Consider the following 19,284-nt stretch of genomic DNA (forward strand, 5'->3'; position numbering starts at 1 on the left):
TCTGCGTGAGGGATTGCGCAAGGAGAGCGAAGGATTCGCGGGTTTTTAAAGTGTCGACCCCAGTGTTTTGTTGCCCCGGTGGTGACAATCACATTTCCAGTGAAACATGGGTGACCATCAACAAGCCCTGTACTGATACCACCTCCGGGTGGTTTTTTTATGCCTGCGGGAAGCTGGCGGGTCAGCGCAGGGTGCCGCGCTCGCGCAACCAGGTTCCGGCCAGTAGCAACAACAGCAACAGTGCAATCCAGTAGCGCGGCAGCGCGTCTCCGCGGGTAGTGTCGTGTGAGGCATCCACCGGGCCGAGGCGCGCGGCGGCCATCTGCGCAGTGTCTTTGCGTCTCAAGTGGGTCTGCCATTCCGCCCAGCTTTGCCGCGGGAACACATAGAACGAGAAGTCCCCATCTCCCACCTGATGCCATCCCGAACCTGTGGGCCAGTAGTTGTAACAGTTGCCTGCCGCACTGATCCCCGCCGCTGCCGCCGGCAAAGCGGAGGATGTCGACGCATCGTTTACGCTTGCGCGCACCGCGGGTGCCGACTCGGTGCTGAATCCAGTGCTGCACAGGGTAAGTCGCTCATTTTCCCGCGGTAGCGATTGCTGCAGGGCGATCGGCGCTTCACCTCCTTGCCACCTGAGCTGCGCGGAAAAAATATCTGCCCACAGACGGGAGAACTCGCTGTCAAAGCCGGCGGTCTGCCAGCGATAACTGTTCTGGAAAAAAACAAAGCCGAGCGATTGCCGGGGACGGGTGCGCGCCCAGTAGATCACGTGTTCGCCAGCGGTGAAGCGGCTATCCGTTGCTGCGGTTGCGGCGGGCTGAACCCCCGCCATTTGTAGTGACGGTATTTCGGATTCGCTGGAATAACCCGGTGGGCGATAAGCGGCCTCCAGTGCCGCGGACTCATCCAGATGCATGTTTACGGTCGCGGCGTAGTCGAAAAAGGCTTTGCCGGTATCTGTGTACAGCAACCACAGCAGGGGTTTTTCCCCGGCGATAGCACCCAGCCGTTGGCGATCCTGCGCGGATAATTGTGGCCAGAGCCGGCTGTCCAGAATCAACAGGTCGAACGGACTGTCGGCTCCGAGGAGATTGCCTTCCACGGGTTCCTGATCGTTGAAGGTCTGGCGCCGCAGCATATCTGGCGCCAGACGGGTCACCACCTGCGTCGGCGAACCGGACTGACGCAGCCAGCGGGACAGGGCCGCAGATTCAAACCCCGGGCGCGCCAGCCACAGCAGCACCGCGGGCCTGCGAGTGGTGTGCACCGATACCGGCAGTATTTCGGAGCGCGCTGACGGTGATGCTTCCGATACTGTTGTTTCGGGATCTATGTGTATGCGGTATTCCCACTGTCCCGCCAGTTTCGGCTGGTCGCGGAGAGTGATTTGTGACGTTTCCGCGGAGAGCGTGGCATTGTCCACGGAATTTCCGAATGGATCCTCCAGTGTGAACTTGATGGGCGCGGCGCCACCTTGGGTTCGGGTAATGGTCAGCTCTAGCGGACTGCCGAGGGTGAGATTGTGCGGCCACTGCAGCGACCACGACTCGGCCTGGCTGTGCTGGTCGGGATGCAGGCGTACCGGAGGCATATCCCGCAGCAGGTCGCGACGCAGGCCGTCGCCGTCCAGCTCAAGCGCGCCTAACCGATGGAGCTCCGCAGGTGTGAGATCTGACAGCGCCGCAGCGCCATCCTCGCTATTCAATCGGATAGTTTCGCCGCCAGCCGCCGTTGGCAGCAGTGCCGGGGGGTGAGCGAGTGCCCACACCAGGCCCCAGATCAGTGTCTGCAGCAGGCCGTGGCCGATACGTCTGGCAAGCGAGGTTTTGTGACGCAGAATAAAAAGTAGCGAAACCAGTAGTCCGGCAATACACAGCAGGTTGAACCAGAACAGCATTAGCGGGCCTCCCCCTGTTGTTGCAGCCACTGGCGATAACTGCCGCGCTCCGTGCTGACGTTGGGCAATCCCGGCTCGGCCAGCGGCGCCGACAGCAGCTGGTACAACAGAGACGAAAGCGCCTGGCGGCACTCATCACAGGCGGGCTGCTGGCGGTAGCGGCGCAGCTGTTTGGCGAGCTCGATACGGGTGGTTGCGGAATCCTTTACCGCCGACAACTGCTGCAGCGCCGCGGCTTGCGCTTCATCGATGGGTTCATTGCGGTGCAGGGTTTGCAGCAGGGCAAGTACCTGTGCGCGCTCGCCGTCATCGCGCTGCGCAGTCACTCGCGGCGGGGTTATCTCTTCCATTTCACCGGACAAGCGGCGGGTCTCATCCAGTGCGGGCGCTTCAAAGCCCACACGCTGCAGATAAATTCGCGAAGCCTGTTGCACCTCCTTGATATAGCGCAGCGCCGAGTGCTGGTGGGGCAGGGAAGCCCTCGGCTCAATAACCGAAAGATCCCGCCACGCACTCCACATGGCATTCAGTGCGCTGCGCAGCAGTTCCTTGGTTTGCGGATCGAACAGCGTCGCATGCTCGGAACTGTCATGCTGGTGGCCAGCCGCCGCCACTACCCCGGTCGCATCGCCAAAGCGCTGTGACGATTCACCTGCATGGCTGTCCGCGTCATCGTGGCCTGTATGGTCGTCTTGATCCCCGTGCGTCTCTTCTGCTTCTGCCGAGTCATCGCTGTGCTCCATGGCCGAATCCTCTTCACCGAGGAAGCGGCCATAGCGCATGCGCAACAGGTTCTGCTCGTACGCGAGGTTTTCCGCACGCTTGCGGAATGCCTGCGGGGTAATTTGTTTTTCCTGTTCGAGAAGAGCTTCGGTATCGATGATCAACTGACGCTGACTGCGGAAATACTCGGGCAGGATTTTTATCGCCATGCCTTCCGCGTCGCTGAGTCCGAATATTTCTTCCTGTGGCCAGCGAATGATGAAGTGCTGACTCTTGCGCACATTCGCCTCGGGTGTGCGATTATCCCGCGCTTCCAGATACCAGTAGAGTTCATCGCCGGATTCAATATCGTAGCGCTCCACCGGGATATTGAACCGGTAGTGATTGGTACTGCCATCTGCGTCGATATCGATGCTGGCAGGCTGCAGTTTTATACGTTCGTTGCGAAAGCGCACGTTCTCGCCGCTACCACTCGCCAGGGTAAGCAGCAGGTCGGTTTCCACCAGCTGGTAGTCGTCGCTGACTCGCACGCTGACATTGAGCAGGCTTGCCTGCTTGCCCCTTTCAACATTGACGACCGTTACATTGTCCTTGGGATAGTCGAAGGTATATTCCGGCGGCCGGTCCGGTTCCAGTTCGATATTGTAAATTTCCGGCTGCAGACGGAAATTGTCCCTGCTGTTGCCCTGATTATTTTCCAGCAGGCTGAGCTGGTAGAAATCGGTATCGAGCAGAGTGCGGGTAACCTTCCAGCTGCGACTCGGTAAGGCTTCCTGAGTGGCAAAGTCGAACGTTTTCTCCGCGGCGACCATTCGCAGGGCGTAGGCCGGTTGTTCCAGGGTAATTTCCCAGGTCACCCGCGAACCCTCCGGGGTCTGAACGTCCAGCGACTGCGTGCGTCTGGGCAGGTTGGTATACGCGGGTGGCTCAATGGTGGTCACTGCTTCGAGGATAGGTTGCGCCATTTGCGCGCGTTCAGTCCCGCTGCCGCTAATGTGTGCCGGTCTATCTGCGGTGCTCGCACCCTGAAACTGGTCGAGCGCCACATAGGCAAACAAACCCAAACCGGCACCGATAGCGGCGAGCAACGGACTGCGCAAACTCGCGGGGCGAAAGGCCTTGAGCCTGTCGGCATTGAGTAACTGTTGCAGTGTATCTGCAGTGCGACTGCGCTGTAGCCGCGCCAGTGGCGATAGTTGCTCCGGGTCTTGCAACAGTAGCCCGCTACTGTCCTGCAATTCGGCAAAGCGCGCATCCAGTTTGCTGCAGGTCTCATCTAGTGGGAGTCGCCACTGTCCGTCGATCAACGCCGCCACGACAAAAAATCCACCGGTCACGGCGGCGAGCCATAGCGGCAGTTCCAACAGTGCGGATAGCAGCAGCAATAGGAGAATCACTGCAAAAGCCACAGAGAAATAGGGCATCAAACTGGCGACACACCAGTGTTGCCGGGCCCGGGTGAGCGAAACCGGGATCTCATTCATGGCCCTTGTCCCCCGCTGCAGTGAATGCGCCGGTATCGCGTCGCGACAGTGCGATGCCGCGTTCGAGTAGCAGCAGCAGCGCAATCAAGATCAACAGCCAGCGATCCAGGGGGATTTCCCGGTACCGCGTTACCCGATCGTCCGGCACCGGTATCTCGGGCGTGTTGTCGGCAGACCAGTGACTGCGGCTGTGAAACTGGAATTGCCAGTCCTGTGCCGACCACTGTTGCCACAATAATTCCGGCAGCGCCCCCTGTTGATAGAACGGTGCGCTGTGCCAGTCCTGTTTGTAGCGCAGCCAGCTGCCGCGACCGACCGGCGCGGCCTCGGCAGCCGGTTGCGAATCCAGCGCGGTGAAATTATTTACCGCATCCCAACGTACCCGCTGGTCGGTAATCAACAGGCCACCCTCGCGAACAAAGGCTTGCAGTGCAGCGGGTAGCGGGCCGGCAGTATCGTAAATTAGCCAGTGCGGTCGGGTTTTAGTGGAGCCGCCAACGAGGGTTTCGATATCGCTATCAGTAATAAAGGACAAGCCTGAACCCAGCTTCTCGCGCAATTGTTCCATCGCCGGCTGCAGCCAGGCGGGCGCGTCACCGGCCAGTGCGATGCGAGGAAGATTGGACGCTGCAGGAGCGGCGGTATCCGCAATCCGATGCCATTGCCAGTCTGGGCTCACCTGCAGGGTGCTATGCCCGCTGGGGTTTTCCGCGTCCAGCAACAGGATATGTGCGCGTCGAAATATTTCTCTTGTGGATAAGTGAGACAGCACCCGCCAGATATCCTGGGGCGAGGGCCGGGGTGCAGTTATTGCGAGTGGCTCTGGCTGTAGCCAGAACACCTGCTTCAGTTGCGGGTGTTGCGCGAGAAATTCATCCAGCGCGGAAGCCTGAATCCGCGGATCTACCAGCAGCACATCCTCCTGCGCTTCGCTGTCACTGTTTAGCATTGGCTGGCCCAGTAAGAATGCGAGCAGTGCCACCAGCATCAGGCGCAGCAGCAGTAACAAGCGATCGCGCAGCACAAACTTGTTCCAGCGGCGCTGCTGGCGGGGAAGCAGCCACTGGGCGGCGGCAAAGGTGATTTGTCGCGGCCTGCTGCGGCGTATCAGGTGAATAAGCAGGGGGATGGCGAGTGCGAGCAGTAGCCACAACCACTGTGGCTGTAACCACTGCAACGGCAGCGTCGGGGTTGCGGCCAACGGCATATCAGCCAATCCTCCCGTGTGCGCGGATGAATGCGCGCAGCGATTGCTCTATCGGTGTTTCCACGGTGGCGACGGTCAGCGGGCATTCGCGCGCAGCAAACTGTGCGGCAAGCTCGTGTTGTGCGGCGTTAAATGCCCGCAGGTAATCATCGCGCTGCTGGTGCGCGCCCAGCTCGGGAATTTCACCGCCCTCTGGATCGACAATCTTCAACTCGCCGTCGAACGGGAAAGTCTGCTCCGCCTCCACCAGTATCTGCAGTGGCAGGCAGGGCCGGTTCGCCGCGTGCAGGCGCGCAGCAAATGCTGACATGCCAGCGTCCTGTGACACCTCAAAAAAATCACTCACCAGCAAGGTCTGGCAGGGCTGCTCGAAATATTGCCACACCGCGGACAGCTGCGACGCCTGCGGCCAGTGCCCGCGCGCCTGAACGCGTTCCAGCGCCAGGGCGATACGGCGGTGATGACTCTCACCCTGGCCGGCGGGCACATAATGATTCCCACCATCGTTCAGCACCAGCAGAGAAAATCGATCCCCCTGCCGGTAAAGCAGCCAGCACAGGGTCGCCACCCAGCACTTTGCGTACTGCAGCTTGTTTAACTCGGGATAGGTGAAGCTCGGTTGCTGCATCGAAGCGCTGGCATCCAGCACGATGCACACGTGCATCTGGCTTTCCTGGTCTGCCTCGCGCACATAGTAGCGGTCCGAGCGCGCGAACAGCTTCCAGTCGATATTGCGAATGGAATCGCCGGACTCGTAGCTGCGGTACTGCTGGAATTCGATACCGGCACCGCGCCGCTGGCTGTGTTGCATACCCAGCAACATGCCTTCGGCAATATGCCGCGAGAGCCACGCGAGATCGCGGGTTGCCGCCAGTGTCAGAGGGTCGATCAGTTGCACGCCTGGACTCCGCTGCGGTCAGTCTGCACCGGGTTCTGCTACAGACTGCACCAGCGCCTGGATAACCTGCTCGACGGTCACTCCGTCGGCCTGGGCATGGAAACTGAGCAAAATACGGTGACGCAAGACCGGCAGCAGCAGCGCGCGAATATCTTCACGGGTCACCGCGAGACGCTGCTGCAGGAAGGCGCGCGCCTTGGCGGCGAGAATCAATGCCTGTCCGGCACGGGGCCCCGCACCCCACTTGATCCACTGGCCCAGCGTGGAATCCGCTTTGTCTATAGCGCGTGTGGCGCGTACCAGCTGCGCCACATACTGGTAGAGTGCATCACTCACCGTAACCTCCCGCACCAGTTTCTGCAGTGCCTGCAGCTGTGCGGCGTCCATACACGGCGTTGGTTTTTCCAGCGCGCCACCGGTGGTCGCGCGCAGAATTTCCACCTCATCCTGCTCGTGCGGATAATCAATATGGATGTTCAGCAGAAAGCGATCGAGCTGCGCTTCCGGCAGGGGATAGGTACCCGCCTGTTCGATGGGGTTCTGGGTGGCGAGCACAAAATAGGGATCCGGTAGGGCCATGGTTTCCCCGGCCACGGTCACCGAATACTCCTGCATGGATTCCAGCAGCGCCGCCTGGGTTTTGGGCGGGGTGCGGTTGATTTCGTCCGCCAGCAGGATGTTGGTGAAAATTGGCCCGGCCTGAAACTTGAAGAAGCGTTTTCCGGTGGAGTGATCCTCTTCCAGGATTTCACTGCCGAGAATATCCCCGGGCATCAGATCCGGCGTGAACTGCACCCGTTTGAATGCCAGGCTCGATGCGTCTGCCAGGGTTTTTACCAGCAGCGTTTTACCGAGACCGGGTACACCCTCGAGCAGCGCATGACCTTTCGCCAGCAGACAGATCAGCATCTGCTCCACGACCTCCTGCTGCCCGACAATGACCTTGCCGATCTCTGCGCGCAATGTTGCCAGCGCCTGCTGCTGTTGTTCGATCATCTGTTCGGTTCTTTCCGGTGTGGTGATATGCATGGCGATTCAGGTAGTGAGTGCGTAAATAACAATATTGATGGCGAATTTGGTGTTGTCGATCGCGAGCCAGCGTTTGTTGCGGTAGTCGTAATCCCACTCGCAGCCAAAATCCTTGTTGCTGTACAGCACGGCGATACGGCCGTTGATCACGATCGCCTTCAGGTAATCGTGTACCAGGTCGTCCCCCCAGCCATTCAGCTCGAAGCTGGTAACCGGCAATTCATCAAACTGGAAAAAACAGCGGTAAAGGTCGTGGTCGTCCGGCAACTTCTGCAGGCAGTCCTCACCGAACAGCTTGACCATCTGCGCTTCAAAAGATTTGGCAAACAGCCCGTCGATATCGTGGTTGCAGTCATCGACAAAAACAAAACCACCGCGATTGACGTAATCGCGGAAATTGCGCGCTTCTGCTTCGGTGAATTCCACCAGTTTGTGGCCAGCCATGTAGCAGAAAGGTGCCAGCAGCATTTCCGGGTCTGCCAGCGGCACAATATGTTCTTTCGGATCGACTTTGAGGTTGGTGTATTCGATCAGGGAATTCAGCACATTGGACGGCATGCGCTGATCCACATCCCAGTCACCGGATTCGTACATCAAGCGAGTGAAATAAAAATCATAGTGTGGCTTACCCGCAGTTTGCGCGCGTAGTGCTACCGGCAGTGCGCAACCGGCACCGGCGAACAAAAGACGCTGAAGGAACTGTTTTCGGGTAAGGGACACGGTTACTGCTCTGGAATCTCTAAGACTACGAAGACTTTATAAATACTGTCTATTTAATTTTTGGCTTCTGCGAAGGGGCGGTGCCGGGTATAGCACCGCCTCCGGGCTTTTTTAGTTGGAAGGTACTTGCACCAATTAACCCAGCTTGCGCTTGGTATTGATGACATTCACTCCATCGAAACGCGTGGTGGAGCTGCCGTGAGAAACCGCGCTCACCTGCATCGGCTGCCCCTTACCGTCAAAGAAAGAGCCACCCAGACGGTAATCGCGCTTGTCGCAGATCTGCGAACAGGAGTTCCAGAATTCCTGGGTATTGGACTGATAGGCCACATCTTCCAGCATGCCGGTGATCTTGCCGTCCTCAATTTCATAGAACAGCTGACCGCCGAACTGGAAGTTATAGCGCTGCTGGTCGATGGAGAAAGAGCCGTCGCCGACAATATAGATACCTTTTTCCACGTCCTTGATCATGTCGTCCAGGCTCAGCTCTTCCTTGCCGGGCAACAGGGAAACGTTGGCCATACGCTGGAACTGCACATTGGACCAGCTATCCGCGTAGCAGCAACCGTGGGACTCTTTCTGATCCAGCATATGTACCTGATCGCGAATCGCCTGATAGTTGGTGAGTACACCTTCTTTTACCAGATCCCAGCTACCGGTCTTCACTCCCTCATCGTCGTAACCCACGGCACCGAGGGAGCCCGGCTGCACCTTGTCCGCAAACAGGTTGACCTTGTCGCTGCCGTACTTGAATTTGCCGCTGCGCCACTTGTCGATGGTGGCGAACGAAGTGCCGGCAAAGTTGGCTTCGTAGCCGAGAACACGGTCCAGCTCCAGCGGGTGGCCGACGGACTCGTGGATGGTCAGCCACAGGTGTGATGGGTCGAGCACCAGGTCGTACTTGCCCGGCTTTACCGACTTGGCCTTCAGCTTTTCCTGTGCCTGCTCGGCGGCAAGACGCGCGTCCTCGACCATATCGTAGGAGTCACCATACAGCACGGTCTGGGACTGGACCTTGTGTTCCGCGCGCCCATCCAGATATTCGAAGCCGCGGCCGACTGGCATGCCGAGACCGTCGCGGGTGCGGAAGCCGCCGTCTTTCTTGTCCACCGCCGTGACACTGAACGGGGACCACAGACGGTGTACATCCTGGTCGATGTAGGAGCCGTCGGTAGAGGCGAAGTACTTCTGCTCGTTCACCAGGTACAGCATGGAATTGATGAAGCTGGCCCCGGCGTCCAGCGCCGATTTATTCACTTCCATCAGCAGGTCAACCTTTTCCACCAGCGGAATCTGCATGGCGTTTTTCTCGATCGGTGTTTTCCAGCTGACTTCGCCGTGGCCTTTCACCGGTGCCAGTTCCACTGGCTCCTGCTGATACTTGGAGTTGGCCTTGGCGGTCGCTACTGCCTGGGCGGTAGCGCGGGCGATACCGTCGATCGTCATATCGTTGGTTGCCGCGAACCCCCAGGTACCGTTGGCTATGACACGCACGCCCATACCGATGGACTCGGTATTGACCACGTTCTGTACCTTCATCTCGCGGGTCACCACATACTGGTTCAGGTAGCGGCCGATACGCACGTCCGCGTAGGATGCCCCCATTTTAGTCGCGGTGTTGAGCGCCGCGTCGGCGAACTCTTTCTTTACTGCGATATCCAGCCCACTCTGGGTCAACTGGCTTTCGGCAATCACGCTGGCGGAAAGCGGAAGCATGGATGCGCCCATACCGGCGCCGCTCAACTGCAGAAATTTTCTACGGTCCATAATGTGTTCCTCTTTTTCTGCAATTGATCAAACGGCGTCGGACAGGCTGCTGAAAGTGAAGTCACGCACTTTCAGGGCGGGAATCATCGCCGGACCACCCCACATGCTGACCCGTTGCGGTCTGCCCATGTCCTCGATGTTGTTCAGCATGATGACCGGGCTTTCGTTGAAGCGGAAATTCTTGATCGGATACTTGATCTTGCCGTTTTCGATATAGAAGGTTCCGTCCCGGGTCAGGCCGGTCAGCAGCAGTGACTGCGGGTCAACCATGCGGATATACCAGGTGCGGGTTACCAGTACGCCGCGACGGGTTTTCTTGATCAGTTCCTCGGTGGACTTGTCGCCACCCACCATGATCAGATTATTCGGTGAGGGGATCGCTGTTCCCTTGGACTGTTCCGCCCAGTAGCGGCTGCAGGGCAGGTTCTCGACCACGCCGTCCTTGATCCAGTCGACCCGCTGCATTGCCATATAGTCTTCGTCGGACCAGGGCTGTGCCGGCACATTGGCATCGGACGGGTCGGAGTAGATGTTGACGCGCTTGTCGAACATCTTCTCGCCGGTGCGATTACCGCCGCCTTTCTTGCTCATAAAGCTGCGGCCTTCGTCGGCGTTGCGCGCGTCGAAGTTACCCATCATGTAGGCGACGAGACCGGACACCGCACTCGGTTCCAGAATCACGGTGTATTTACCGGGCTCCAGCGCGCGCGCTTCCTGTGACAGCACCGCCTTGTCGATGGCGACACCGGAGCTGGCTGCGGTATTCATGTTGGTGAAGTCGGTCACGTCGCTCTGCGCCCAGCCGGAGCCGAGACCGTTTTCGGTGCGCATGGTGACGGTGAAGTTGGCAGAGGTTGAGGCGTAGTAACCGAACAGTCCCTTGGTGTTGGCGACAGCGGCAAACGAGCGCGCGTCTTCCAGGTAACCGGCGGCGACAACGTCTTTCTTTTTCGCCGCGGCGATGGAATCGGCGGCGGCCTTGGCGCGCTGGTCCGGAGTGATATCGGCGGTGGACTTGGAGAACCCGTTCACTGCCTGATATTTCTGTTCGCCCAGCAGCGGCATGGATTCGGGATTGTCCGGAGAAAGTTTGGCCAGCTCTTCCGCGCGGCGCATGACTTTTTCCAGAGATGCATCGCTGAACTCGTTGATGGTGGCGATACCGGATTTCTTGCCGAAACGCGCCTCTACCGCCAGTTCAATATCGTTGACGATACCGCTGGTGGAAACGCTGTTGCGCGCGTAGCGGATGTTGCCAGTCTCCGCGCCGCTCAATTGTGCGCTGGCCGCTTCAGCCTTGCTGTACTTCAGCACCTTGTCGAGAATTTTCTTGGCTTCACTTCTGGATAAAATTGCCATATTGGTTGCTCCAAAAATTTATTGTTGTTCGTGTTAGGAACACCTTAAAAACGTCGCGAGCGGGTGGCTGGTGATGGCCGCCGGAGCGCAGAAAGCGGAATGTATAGTTTATACATGAGCATTTCGAGCACCGCCGGCCCTTATCAGGCGCGCGCGCAGTAGTTTTTCAGGCGTTCCTTAGCCGATCTTGCGTTTGGTATTGATGACATTGATCTTGTCAAAGCGCGTGGTCGAACAGCCGTGGGAAACGGCGCTCACCTGGCTGGGTTGTCCCTTGCCGTCAAAGAAGGTGCCGCCGAGCCGGTAGTCGCTGCTGTCACAGATCGCCGAACAGGAATTCCAGAATTCCTGGGTGTTGGACTGGTAGGCCACGTCCTCTACCTGACCGACAATTTCGCCGTCCTTGATCTCGTAGAACAGCTGTCCACCAAACTGGAAGTTGTAGCGCTGCTGGTCGATGGAGTAGGAGCCGCGACCCAGAATATAGATACCTTTCTCCACATCCTTGATCATCTCTTTGGCCGAGTACTTTTCTTCACCCGGCGCCAGCGAAACGTTCGGCATGCGCTGGAACTGCACACTGGACCAGCTGTCCGCATAGCAGCAGCCGTGGGACTCTTTCTGGTCGATCATGTGTACCTGGTCGCGCGTAGCCTGGTAATTGACCAGCACGCCGTCCTTGACCAGGTCCCAGCGCTTGGTTTTCACGCCTTCATCGTCATAGCCCACCGCGCCCAGGGAGCCTGGTTGTAGCTTGTCCGCGAACAGATTGACCTTATCGCTACCGTACTTGAACTTGCCGCTGCGCCATTTATCCAGGGTTGCAAAAGAAGTGCCTGCGTAATTGGCCTCGTAGCCGAGCACGCGGTCCAGTTCCAGCGGGTGGCCCACGGATTCGTGAATGGTCAGCATCAGATGTGAGGGCTCCAGTACCAGATCGTACTTGCCCGGCTCGATGGATTTCGCCGTCAGTTTGGCTTTCGCCTGTTCTGCCGCGAGACGCGCATCCTCGGCCATATCGTAGGAGTTCTTGTACAGGGTGGTCTGGCCGTGGATTTTGTCTTCCTCGCGCCCGTCCAGATACTCGTAGCCGCGCCCCACCGGATCGCTGAGGCCATTGCGGGTCTTGAACACGCCGGTCTTCTTGTCGACCACGGTAACCTGCATCGGTGCCCACAGGCGATGTACGTCCTGATCGATATAGGAACCGTCGCTGGATGCGAAATACTTCTGTTCGTTCACCAGGTACAGGGAGGAGTTGATGAAACTCGCCCCGGCTTCCAGGGCACCGTTGTTGACGTCCATCAGGAACTCCACCTTTTCGCTGATGGGTACATCGATGGCGTTCTTCTGAATCGGTGTCTGCCAGGAGACCTCGCCCACGCCCTTTACCGGGGCCAGCTGTACCGGCTCGCTCTGGTACCTGGCGTTGGCCTTGGCCACCTCCACCGCCTGTCGCGCAGCCCTGGCAATACCGTCTTTGGTCAGGTCATTGGTGGCGGCAAAGCCCCAGGTGCCGTTGGCGATGACGCGGATACCGGCACCGAAGGACTCGGTGTTGACGATATTCTCGACGTTGGTCTCGCGGGTGATGACGAACTGGTTGAGGTAGCGACCGATGCGCACATCGGTATAGGAAGCGCCGGCCTTGCGCGCAGCGTTGAGGACGATATCGGCGAGGACCTTCTTCTGCCCCACATCCATACCGTTGCCGGCAAGTTGTTCCGCAGAGACCGCGATACCGGATATGGGGAGCAATATGCCGCTGGCACCCACGCCCCCGAGCTTGATGAAATTACGTCTGTCCATTGTCCTCCCCGGGCTCCCGGTCCGGAACCCGCCTTGGATAAGTGGGGGAACCGGAAGACTGCTTATTGTTATTGCCGCCGGATCGCGGCGGGTAAGCCCTACAGGTAATCGCGCGCGCGGGTTTTTGTAAAGCGCTAACTCGTTGAAATGACCGATGGCAAGGCTGAACGGTTTCGCGCACTTTGCTGGCGCGATCCGTCGTCGTGTGCCCCCAATTGGTGAAACCCCGCCTGCGTCTACTGTGAATGCCGATCGGGCTTTTCGCCCAAGTGGTTCAACTGACGGAATTTTCGTCAAATCTTCATGATTTCCTGACTATCTTGCATCTTTCACTGGCTTTTTGCTCCGTATTAGCGCCTGTAATCCCGTGTAATTGACCGTGCACGGGTTCGTGTGTACTTTTGTATACATCGCAAGTCAGGGAATGCCATGCTCAACAAAACCCAATCCATCTCGGCGCGCCTTTCGTCAGAGGACTACACCTACCTGATGTCCATTGACCGCAATGGCGCTGTCACCCAGAGCGAAAAAGTGCGCGAGCTGATCGCCATGGCCCGCGAATCCGTGGGTGTCGAAAGTTTTGCCCGCGCCTATCTCGCGTCTGCCGAAACCATGTTGCCGACCAAGGCCCGATATGTGGATGAAAACCAGCGCAGCCTGCTGGTGGAGGCCCTGCTGGAAATGGTCGCCGAAGGCGCCGCCGCGATTCAGGCCTGTGCCGACGCGGAGTCACTGGCACCCGCGCTGGAACAGAAAGCCCTGCCGGCCATCGAGACATTCCTGGAAAAAATCCTGCTGGTTGCGGTGCAGAAAGATCCCCGTCTGATCGACCCCGGGGCGGCGCAAACAATACAGCAGCAACTCAGGGATCTTTTGCAGCGCTGATTCCCAGCGTTGCCGGCTTACCCAAACAGATCGACAAGAGGAAGGAAAAACAATGAAAGAAGGATTGATAAAACGTATCTCCCGCATCATCTCCGCTTCCGCCAATGCGGTGGTGGATTCCGTAGAAAACGCTACTCCACAGCTGGTCATGGAGCAGGCCATCCGTGAAATTGACGATGCGATTGCCGACGTGCGCGATCAGCTCGGCAAGGCGGAAGCGGCCAAATACCTGAGTAGCAAAACCCTCAACGATGAGAACAGCCGTCACGGCACACTGAGCGCACAGATCGAAGTTGCCGTGCAGGAAGGCCGCGACGATCTCGCCGAGGCCGCCATCGCCAAGCAGATGGATATCGAAGCGCAGATTCCGGTACTGGAAAAAGCCATCGCGGAAACCGACCAGGAAATTACCGAACTGAATTCCTATATCGGCGCCCTGCAGGGCAAGAAGCGCGAGATGCGCGAGCAGCTGCGGGAATTCATCAAGGCCAGTGAACATGTCAGCAATGGCCCCGCGGGCGAGCAGCAGGGCAATAGCCGCGCGACCGCCGACAAGGTGGATCAGGCCTCCGGCGCGTTCAATCGCATTCTGGAACAGGCGGGCGTGCCGACCTCAGAATCCAGCGCCGACGTCAGCAAACTTGCCGAACTGGAAGAACTGGCGCGCGGCAACCGGATCAAGGAACGCTTGGCCAAAATCAAATCCCAGACGGAGGCTTGATGGCTTTCTTTCTGCAAGACGGCAATCAGCTATTTACCGGTGCGCTGGTACTGATGCTGATGATTGCCGTACTCGAAGGGGTGATGATGCTGATCGGTGTTGGTATCTCGGATCTGCTGGATAACCTGCTGCCAGATATGGACATCGATCTCGACGCCCCCGATACCGAGGCCGGTGGCGTACTCACCAAGCTGCTGGGCTGGCTGCGTTTTGGCGAGGTGCCCGCACTGATTTTGCTGGTCGCCTTCCTGGTCAGCTTCGGCGTCAGTGGCCTGCTGATTCAGATGTTCTCCGAATCCCTGCTCGGCATTTTGTTGCCCGGCTGGCTGCTCGCCATCCCGGTGCTGTTTCTGGCCCTGCCGCAGGTCCGCTTTGTGGGCAACCTGCTGCGCAGGTTTGCGGTCGGCGACGAGACGGAGGCGGTCGGACGCACTTCATTTATCGGCCGGGTCGCGGTGATCACGATCGGCGAGGCCGTCGTTGGATCACCGGCAGAAGCCCGGCTCAAGGACGAATTTGGTACCACCCACTACGTGATGGTGGAGCCGGATGATGGGGAAACCTTTACACAGGGACAGCAGGTATTGCTGGTGGAGGAGCGCGGAGCCAATTTTCGCGTAATCAAGCCCACCAACAAGCACCTGACTGAAAACAATTAAATTGGAGAAAAACGTAGTGATTCAGAATCTTTCCAACATAGGGATCATGGCAGGTGCCGTACTGATCGGCCTGATCGTCATCGGCACCATCTTCGCGCGACTGTATACCCGCGCTTCCAAGGAGCGCTCTTTTGTCCGCACCGGTATGGGTGGGCAGAAGGTCATCATGAATGGCGGCGCACTGGTATTGCCGGTGCTGCACGAAATCATTCCGGTAAACATGAATACCCTGCGTCTTGCGGTTTCCCGCAAGGAGCACCAGGCGTTGATCACCAAGGATCGTATGCGTGTCGACGTGCTCGCGGAGTTCTACCTGCGGGTCAAGCCGGACACCGATGCCATCGCCAATGCGGCACAGACCCTGGGTGTGCGTACCCTGGATCCGGAAGCCCTCAAGGAAATGATCGAGGGTAAGTTTGTCGACGCCCTGCGCTCGGTGGCAGCGGAAATGGAAATGGCGGAACTGCATGAGCAGCGCAGCCAGTTTGTGCAGAAGGTGCAGCAGGTGGTTTCTGAAGACCTGCTGAAAAACGGCCTGGAGCTGGAATCCGTTTCCCTGACAGGTCTCGACCAGACCCACAAGGAATTCTTCAACCAGGACAACGTATTCGATGCGGAAGGTCTTGCGAGCATGACCCGCTCCATCGAGGCGCGCCGCAAGGAAGTGAACGACGTCGAACAGGAAACCCGGGTTCAGATCGAAACCAAGAACCTGGAAGCGGAACGTCAGCGCCTGGAGATCGAAAAGGAAAAACGCTACGCCTATCTGGAGCAGCAGCGCGAGCTGGAAAACCGTGAAGCGGCGCAGAAAGCGGATATGGCCAAGGAAACCGCGGCTCAGGAGCGCGCTGCCCGCCAGGCGGAAATCGAAGCCGAGCGCGAAATCGACCAGTCCCGTATTGCTGCCGAGCAGGCCACACGTCTGCTGGAAATTGAAAAGGAAAAACGCCTGCAGGAGCAGGAAATTGAACGCGAGCGCGTGCTCGACGAACAGCGTATTTCCAAGCAGAAATCCCTGGAAATTGCCGAGCAGGAGCGCGCCATCGCCGTTGCGGAAAAATCCAAGGAGCAGTCCCTTGCGGACCAGCAGGCTAACGTGGCACGCGCGGAGGCAGTGAAAGCGGAAGAGCAGGTACAGACTGCGAAAGACGTGGAAGCAGCCGAGCGTGACAAGCGTATTGAGATCATTGAGGCGCAGAAAGAAGCTGAGCGTCAGGCCACTTCCATCAAGGTTGCCGCGGAAGCAGAAAAGGCTGCAGCGGAAGACAAGGCCGAAGCGCTCCGCCTGCAGGCGGCGGCAGAAGCCGAAGCCGTACGCATCAAGGTCGAGGCCGATCGCGAGAAATACGCGGTTGACGCGGAAGGTCAGCGGCTGATGAATGAGGCCATGAACAGCCTCAGCGACGCGCAGATCGCCCTCAAGCGAGTGCTCAGCCTGCACGAGCACCTGCCGGGCATCGTGCGCGAGAGCGTGCGTCCGCTGGAGAAGATCGAAGGTATGAAGATCATCTCTGTGGAAGGCCTGAATGGGGTTGGTGGCCGCACTGGCGGCGGTATCGTCGACAGCGATGGCGAATCCGGTAGCCAGAGCCTGCCCGAGGCCCTGGTGGGTAGCGCGTTGAAGCACCGCGCTATGGCGCCGCTGGTCGATTCCCTGTTGAAGGAAGCCGGTGTTGGCGACCTCTCCAAGGTGGTTGAAACCGAAGCCTGACTGTAACTGGACTCCTGGCCGCGCAATGCGGTCGGGAGTTATCCCTTTCTATGCTTTTCTAGCACCCATTTCCTCTCGCTGGTCATCTCTTTACCGGTTATTTCCTATTTTTGGGCCTATTACTTTAGGGCCGTTTCAAACCGTCTGAGTCCGGTGCTTGACATTGGTTACACGCGTAACTAAATTCGTTGCACCTGAAACCAAGTAGGCCTTTGCCGCCACAAGCGGCATCCCTGGCCACCATAAAAAATCCCGTATAAGGAGGATCACATGGCCGATTTGTTTGAGAACCCCATGGGCCTGGACGGCTTCGAATTCGTGGAATTCACTGCGCCGGAGAAGGGCATTCTGGAGACTGTTTTCGAGGCCATGGGCTTCACCAAAGTCGCCCGCCACCGCACCAAAGACGTTGAACTGTGGCGTCAGGGTGACATCAACTTCATCACCAACTACGAGCCGGGCAGCCACGCGGACTACTATGCGCGCGAGCACGGCCCCTCCGCCTGTGGCCTGGCGTTCCGCGTAAAAGACGCAACCTTCGCCTACAACGAAGCGCTCAAGAAAGGCGCCCAGCCGGTAGAAGTGGAAACCGGCCCCATGGAACTGCGCCTGCCGGCGATCAAGGGTATCGGCGGTGCCACCCTGTACCTGATCGACCGTTATAAGGAAGGCGAGACCATCTACGATATCGACTTCCACTGGCTGGAAGGCGTGGACAAGCATCCGGAAGGCTGCGGCTTCCACACCCTGGACCACCTGACCCACAACGTGTACCGCGGTCGCATGGACTACTGGGCCAATTACTACGAAGACCTGTTCAACTTCCGCGAGATCCGCTACTTCGATATCAAGGGCGAGTACACCGGCCTGTTGTCCAAGGCGATGACTGCACCGGACGGCAAGATCCGTATCCCGCTGAACGAAGAAGCAGCCGGTGGCGGCGGCCAGATCGAAGAATTCCTGATGAAGTACAACGGCGAAGGCATCCAGCACATCGCCTTTGCCTGTGACGACCTGGTGGCCTGCTGGGATCGCCTGAAGAAGCAGGGCATGGAATTCATGACCCCGCCTCCGGAAACCTATTACGAAATGCTGGAAGAGCGCCTGCCCGGTCACGGTGAGCCTACCGACGAGCTGAAGAAGCGCGGTCTGCTGCTGGACGGCACCACCGAAGGCGGCCAGCCGCGCCTGCTGCTGCAGATCTTCTCTGCCAACATGCTCGGCCCGGTATTCTTCGAGTTTATCCAACGCAAGGAAGACGAAGGCTTCGGTGAAGGCAACTTCAAGGCACTGTTCGAATCCATCGAGCGCGACCAGCTGAAGCGCGGTGTAATCGGCGGTAAAGCAGGTGGGGATCAGGGTAAAGAAGACGCAGCCTGATCGATTCACTGTAAACCGGAGGCCAACCATGGCTATACAACGTATCCACCACGTGGCCTACCGCTGCCGCGATGCCAAGGAGACCGTGGAGTTCTACCGCGATCTCCTGGGCATGGACTTCCAGCTCGCCATTGCCGAAGACAAGGTGCCCTCTACGGGGGCGCCGGATCCCTACATGCATATCTTTATGGATGCGGGGCAGGGCAACGTGCTCGCTTTCTTCGAGCTGCCCAACTCTCCGGATATGGGGCGCGATGAAAACACTCCACAGTGGGTGCAGCACATCGCCCTGGAAGTGGAGAGCATGGACGAGCTGCTGGAAATGAAGCAGAAGCTCGAAGATGCGGGTATCGATGTGCTCGGGCCCACCGATCACACCATCTTCAAATCCATCTATTTCTTCGATCCCAATGGCCACCGCATCGAGCTCGCCGCCAATACCGCCAAGCCCGGTATGCATAAAGAGCTCAAGCGTGTCGCCGAAGATATGCTGGAAGAGTGGTCCCGCACCAAGAAAGCGCCGCGCCACGCAGCGTGGATGCATGGTGAGGAAGAGTTCAAGGCGCTGGACCCTTAACACCACAGAACCAAAATCAACGATTCAATCAAGAGGAAGGCACAGTGAAGTTAGCCACCTTGAAAAGTGGACGCGACGGCAAGCTCGTAGTGGTCAGTGATGACCTGACCCGTATGGAGTCAGCAGCCAATATTGCGCGGACCCTGCAGAGCGCCCTGGATAACTGGGACAAGAAATCGGCCCAGCTGATAGAGCTCCAGGAGAAACTGAACAGCGGCGAGATCGCAGGCGAGCCCTTCGATCAGGCTCAGTGTCACTCCCCGCTACCACGCGCCTACCATTGGGCGGATGGCAGCGCCTATGTGAACCACGTGGAGCTGGTGCGCAAGGCCCGTAATGCCGAGATGCCGGAGAGCTTCTGGACCGACCCGCTGATGTATCAGGGCGGCTCCGACACTTTCCTGGCGCCGCGCGAGCCGATAAAAATGCCGCAGAGCGAAGGCTTCGGTATCGAT

General features: G+C 58.5%; 16 protein-coding genes (1 of these 16 cut by a window edge). 7 read left to right on the forward strand and 9 right to left on the reverse strand.

Annotated elements, in window-relative coordinates:
• Positions 1-181 precede the first annotated feature (181 nt).
• The 9 genes from ACONT6_RS17705 to ACONT6_RS17745 all read right to left on the reverse strand — a co-directional run bounded on the left by ACONT6_RS17705 (position 182) and on the right by ACONT6_RS17745 (position 12,896).
• Positions 182-1,900, reverse strand: a complete 1,719-nt coding sequence (locus ACONT6_RS17705) for a hypothetical protein (RefSeq protein ID WP_428819705.1) — start codon at positions 1,898-1,900, stop codon at positions 182-184.
• On the reverse strand, positions 1,900-4,107 hold the full coding sequence (locus ACONT6_RS17710) for a hypothetical protein (RefSeq protein WP_428819706.1): 2,208 nt from the start codon (positions 4,105-4,107) through the stop codon (positions 1,900-1,902). The genes ACONT6_RS17705 and ACONT6_RS17710 overlap by 1 nt, the downstream gene beginning before the upstream one ends.
• Complete coding sequence (locus tag ACONT6_RS17715) at positions 4,100-5,314, reverse strand: BatA domain-containing protein (RefSeq protein WP_428819707.1); 1,215 nt, start codon at positions 5,312-5,314, stop codon at positions 4,100-4,102. Before ACONT6_RS17715 ends, ACONT6_RS17710 begins: the two co-directional genes overlap by 8 nt.
• A gap of 1 nt (position 5,315) precedes the next feature.
• Positions 5,316-6,212 (reverse strand): DUF58 domain-containing protein, encoded by an 897-nt coding sequence (locus tag ACONT6_RS17720; RefSeq protein ID WP_428819708.1) that lies wholly within the window; start codon positions 6,210-6,212, stop codon positions 5,316-5,318.
• 18 nt (positions 6,213-6,230) lie between these two features.
• Complete coding sequence (locus ACONT6_RS17725; protein WP_428819709.1) at positions 6,231-7,241, reverse strand: AAA family ATPase; 1,011 nt, start codon at positions 7,239-7,241, stop codon at positions 6,231-6,233.
• A gap of 6 nt (positions 7,242-7,247) precedes the next feature.
• The gene (locus tag ACONT6_RS17730; protein WP_428819710.1) at positions 7,248-7,961 is read right to left on the reverse strand and encodes a DUF4159 domain-containing protein; all 714 of its coding nucleotides are present in this window, start codon (positions 7,959-7,961) and stop codon (positions 7,248-7,250) included.
• Between the two features lie 135 nt (positions 7,962-8,096).
• Positions 8,097-9,728, reverse strand: coding sequence for a TldD/PmbA family protein (locus ACONT6_RS17735; RefSeq protein WP_428819711.1), 1,632 nt, complete (start codon positions 9,726-9,728; stop codon positions 8,097-8,099).
• A 27-nt stretch (positions 9,729-9,755) separates the two neighbouring features.
• Positions 9,756-11,087, reverse strand: a complete 1,332-nt coding sequence (locus tag ACONT6_RS17740) for a TldD/PmbA family protein (protein WP_428819712.1) — start codon at positions 11,085-11,087, stop codon at positions 9,756-9,758.
• A 177-nt stretch (positions 11,088-11,264) separates the two neighbouring features.
• Entirely contained in the window at positions 11,265-12,896 is a 1,632-nt protein-coding gene (locus ACONT6_RS17745) for a TldD/PmbA family protein (protein WP_428819713.1), read from the reverse strand.
• A 429-nt stretch (positions 12,897-13,325) separates the two neighbouring features.
• Between ACONT6_RS17745 and ACONT6_RS17750 the strand changes: the two genes are divergently transcribed.
• From ACONT6_RS17750 to ACONT6_RS17780, 7 genes are all read left to right on the forward strand, one after another.
• Positions 13,326-13,781: a hypothetical protein gene (locus tag ACONT6_RS17750; RefSeq protein ID WP_428819714.1), complete on the forward strand. Its 456-nt coding sequence runs from the start codon at positions 13,326-13,328 to the stop codon at positions 13,779-13,781.
• Between the two features lie 52 nt (positions 13,782-13,833).
• Positions 13,834-14,502, forward strand: coding sequence for a PspA/IM30 family protein (locus tag ACONT6_RS17755; RefSeq protein ID WP_428819715.1), 669 nt, complete (start codon positions 13,834-13,836; stop codon positions 14,500-14,502).
• Positions 14,502-15,161 (forward strand): YqiJ family protein, encoded by a 660-nt coding sequence (locus ACONT6_RS17760; RefSeq protein ID WP_181254694.1) that lies wholly within the window; start codon positions 14,502-14,504, stop codon positions 15,159-15,161. Before ACONT6_RS17755 ends, ACONT6_RS17760 begins: the two co-directional genes overlap by 1 nt.
• A 16-nt stretch (positions 15,162-15,177) precedes the next feature.
• Positions 15,178-16,872: a flotillin family protein gene (locus ACONT6_RS17765; RefSeq protein WP_428819716.1), complete on the forward strand. Its 1,695-nt coding sequence runs from the start codon at positions 15,178-15,180 to the stop codon at positions 16,870-16,872.
• A 270-nt stretch (positions 16,873-17,142) separates the two neighbouring features.
• A complete protein-coding gene (gene hppD / locus ACONT6_RS17770; protein WP_428819717.1) occupies positions 17,143-18,252 on the forward strand; it encodes a 4-hydroxyphenylpyruvate dioxygenase in 1,110 nt (369 codons plus the stop codon).
• Positions 18,253-18,280: 28 nt separating this feature from the next.
• Entirely contained in the window at positions 18,281-18,829 is a 549-nt protein-coding gene (locus ACONT6_RS17775) for a VOC family protein (protein ID WP_428819718.1), read from the forward strand.
• A 44-nt stretch (positions 18,830-18,873) separates the two neighbouring features.
• On the forward strand, positions 18,874-19,284 hold the beginning of the coding sequence (locus ACONT6_RS17780) for a fumarylacetoacetate hydrolase family protein (protein ID WP_428819719.1). Its footprint extends 597 nt past the window's final position; 411 of the gene's 1,008 nt are visible here — the first part of the coding sequence; the start codon lies at positions 18,874-18,876; its stop codon lies beyond the right edge, outside the window.

The sequence above is a fragment of the Microbulbifer sp. MCCC 1A16149 genome (assembly GCF_050368945.1).
In the GTDB taxonomy this organism is placed as follows: Bacteria; Pseudomonadota; Gammaproteobacteria; order Pseudomonadales; family Cellvibrionaceae; genus Microbulbifer.

Coding starts and splice junctions, on each gene's coding strand:
- ACONT6_RS17705 (WP_428819705.1), bottom strand. CDS start 1,900: ATGCTGTTCTGGTTCAACCTGCTGTGTATTGCCGGACTACTGGTTTCG.
- ACONT6_RS17710 (WP_428819706.1), bottom strand. CDS start 4,107: ATGAATGAGATCCCGGTTTCGCTCACCCGGGCCCGGCAACACTGGTGT.
- ACONT6_RS17715 (WP_428819707.1), bottom strand. CDS start 5,314: ATGCCGTTGGCCGCAACCCCGACGCTGCCGTTGCAGTGGTTACAGCCA.
- ACONT6_RS17725 (WP_428819709.1), bottom strand. CDS start 7,241: ATGCATATCACCACACCGGAAAGAACCGAACAGATGATCGAACAACAG.
- ACONT6_RS17735 (WP_428819711.1), bottom strand. CDS start 9,728: ATGGACCGTAGAAAATTTCTGCAGTTGAGCGGCGCCGGTATGGGCGCA.
- ACONT6_RS17740 (WP_428819712.1), bottom strand. CDS start 11,087: ATGGCAATTTTATCCAGAAGTGAAGCCAAGAAAATTCTCGACAAGGTG.
- ACONT6_RS17745 (WP_428819713.1), bottom strand. CDS start 12,896: ATGGACAGACGTAATTTCATCAAGCTCGGGGGCGTGGGTGCCAGCGGC.
- ACONT6_RS17750 (WP_428819714.1), top strand. CDS start 13,326: ATGCTCAACAAAACCCAATCCATCTCGGCGCGCCTTTCGTCAGAGGAC.
- ACONT6_RS17755 (WP_428819715.1), top strand. CDS start 13,834: ATGAAAGAAGGATTGATAAAACGTATCTCCCGCATCATCTCCGCTTCC.
- ACONT6_RS17760 (WP_181254694.1), top strand. CDS start 14,502: ATGGCTTTCTTTCTGCAAGACGGCAATCAGCTATTTACCGGTGCGCTG.
- hppD (WP_428819717.1), top strand. CDS start 17,143: ATGGCCGATTTGTTTGAGAACCCCATGGGCCTGGACGGCTTCGAATTC.
- ACONT6_RS17775 (WP_428819718.1), top strand. CDS start 18,281: ATGGCTATACAACGTATCCACCACGTGGCCTACCGCTGCCGCGATGCC.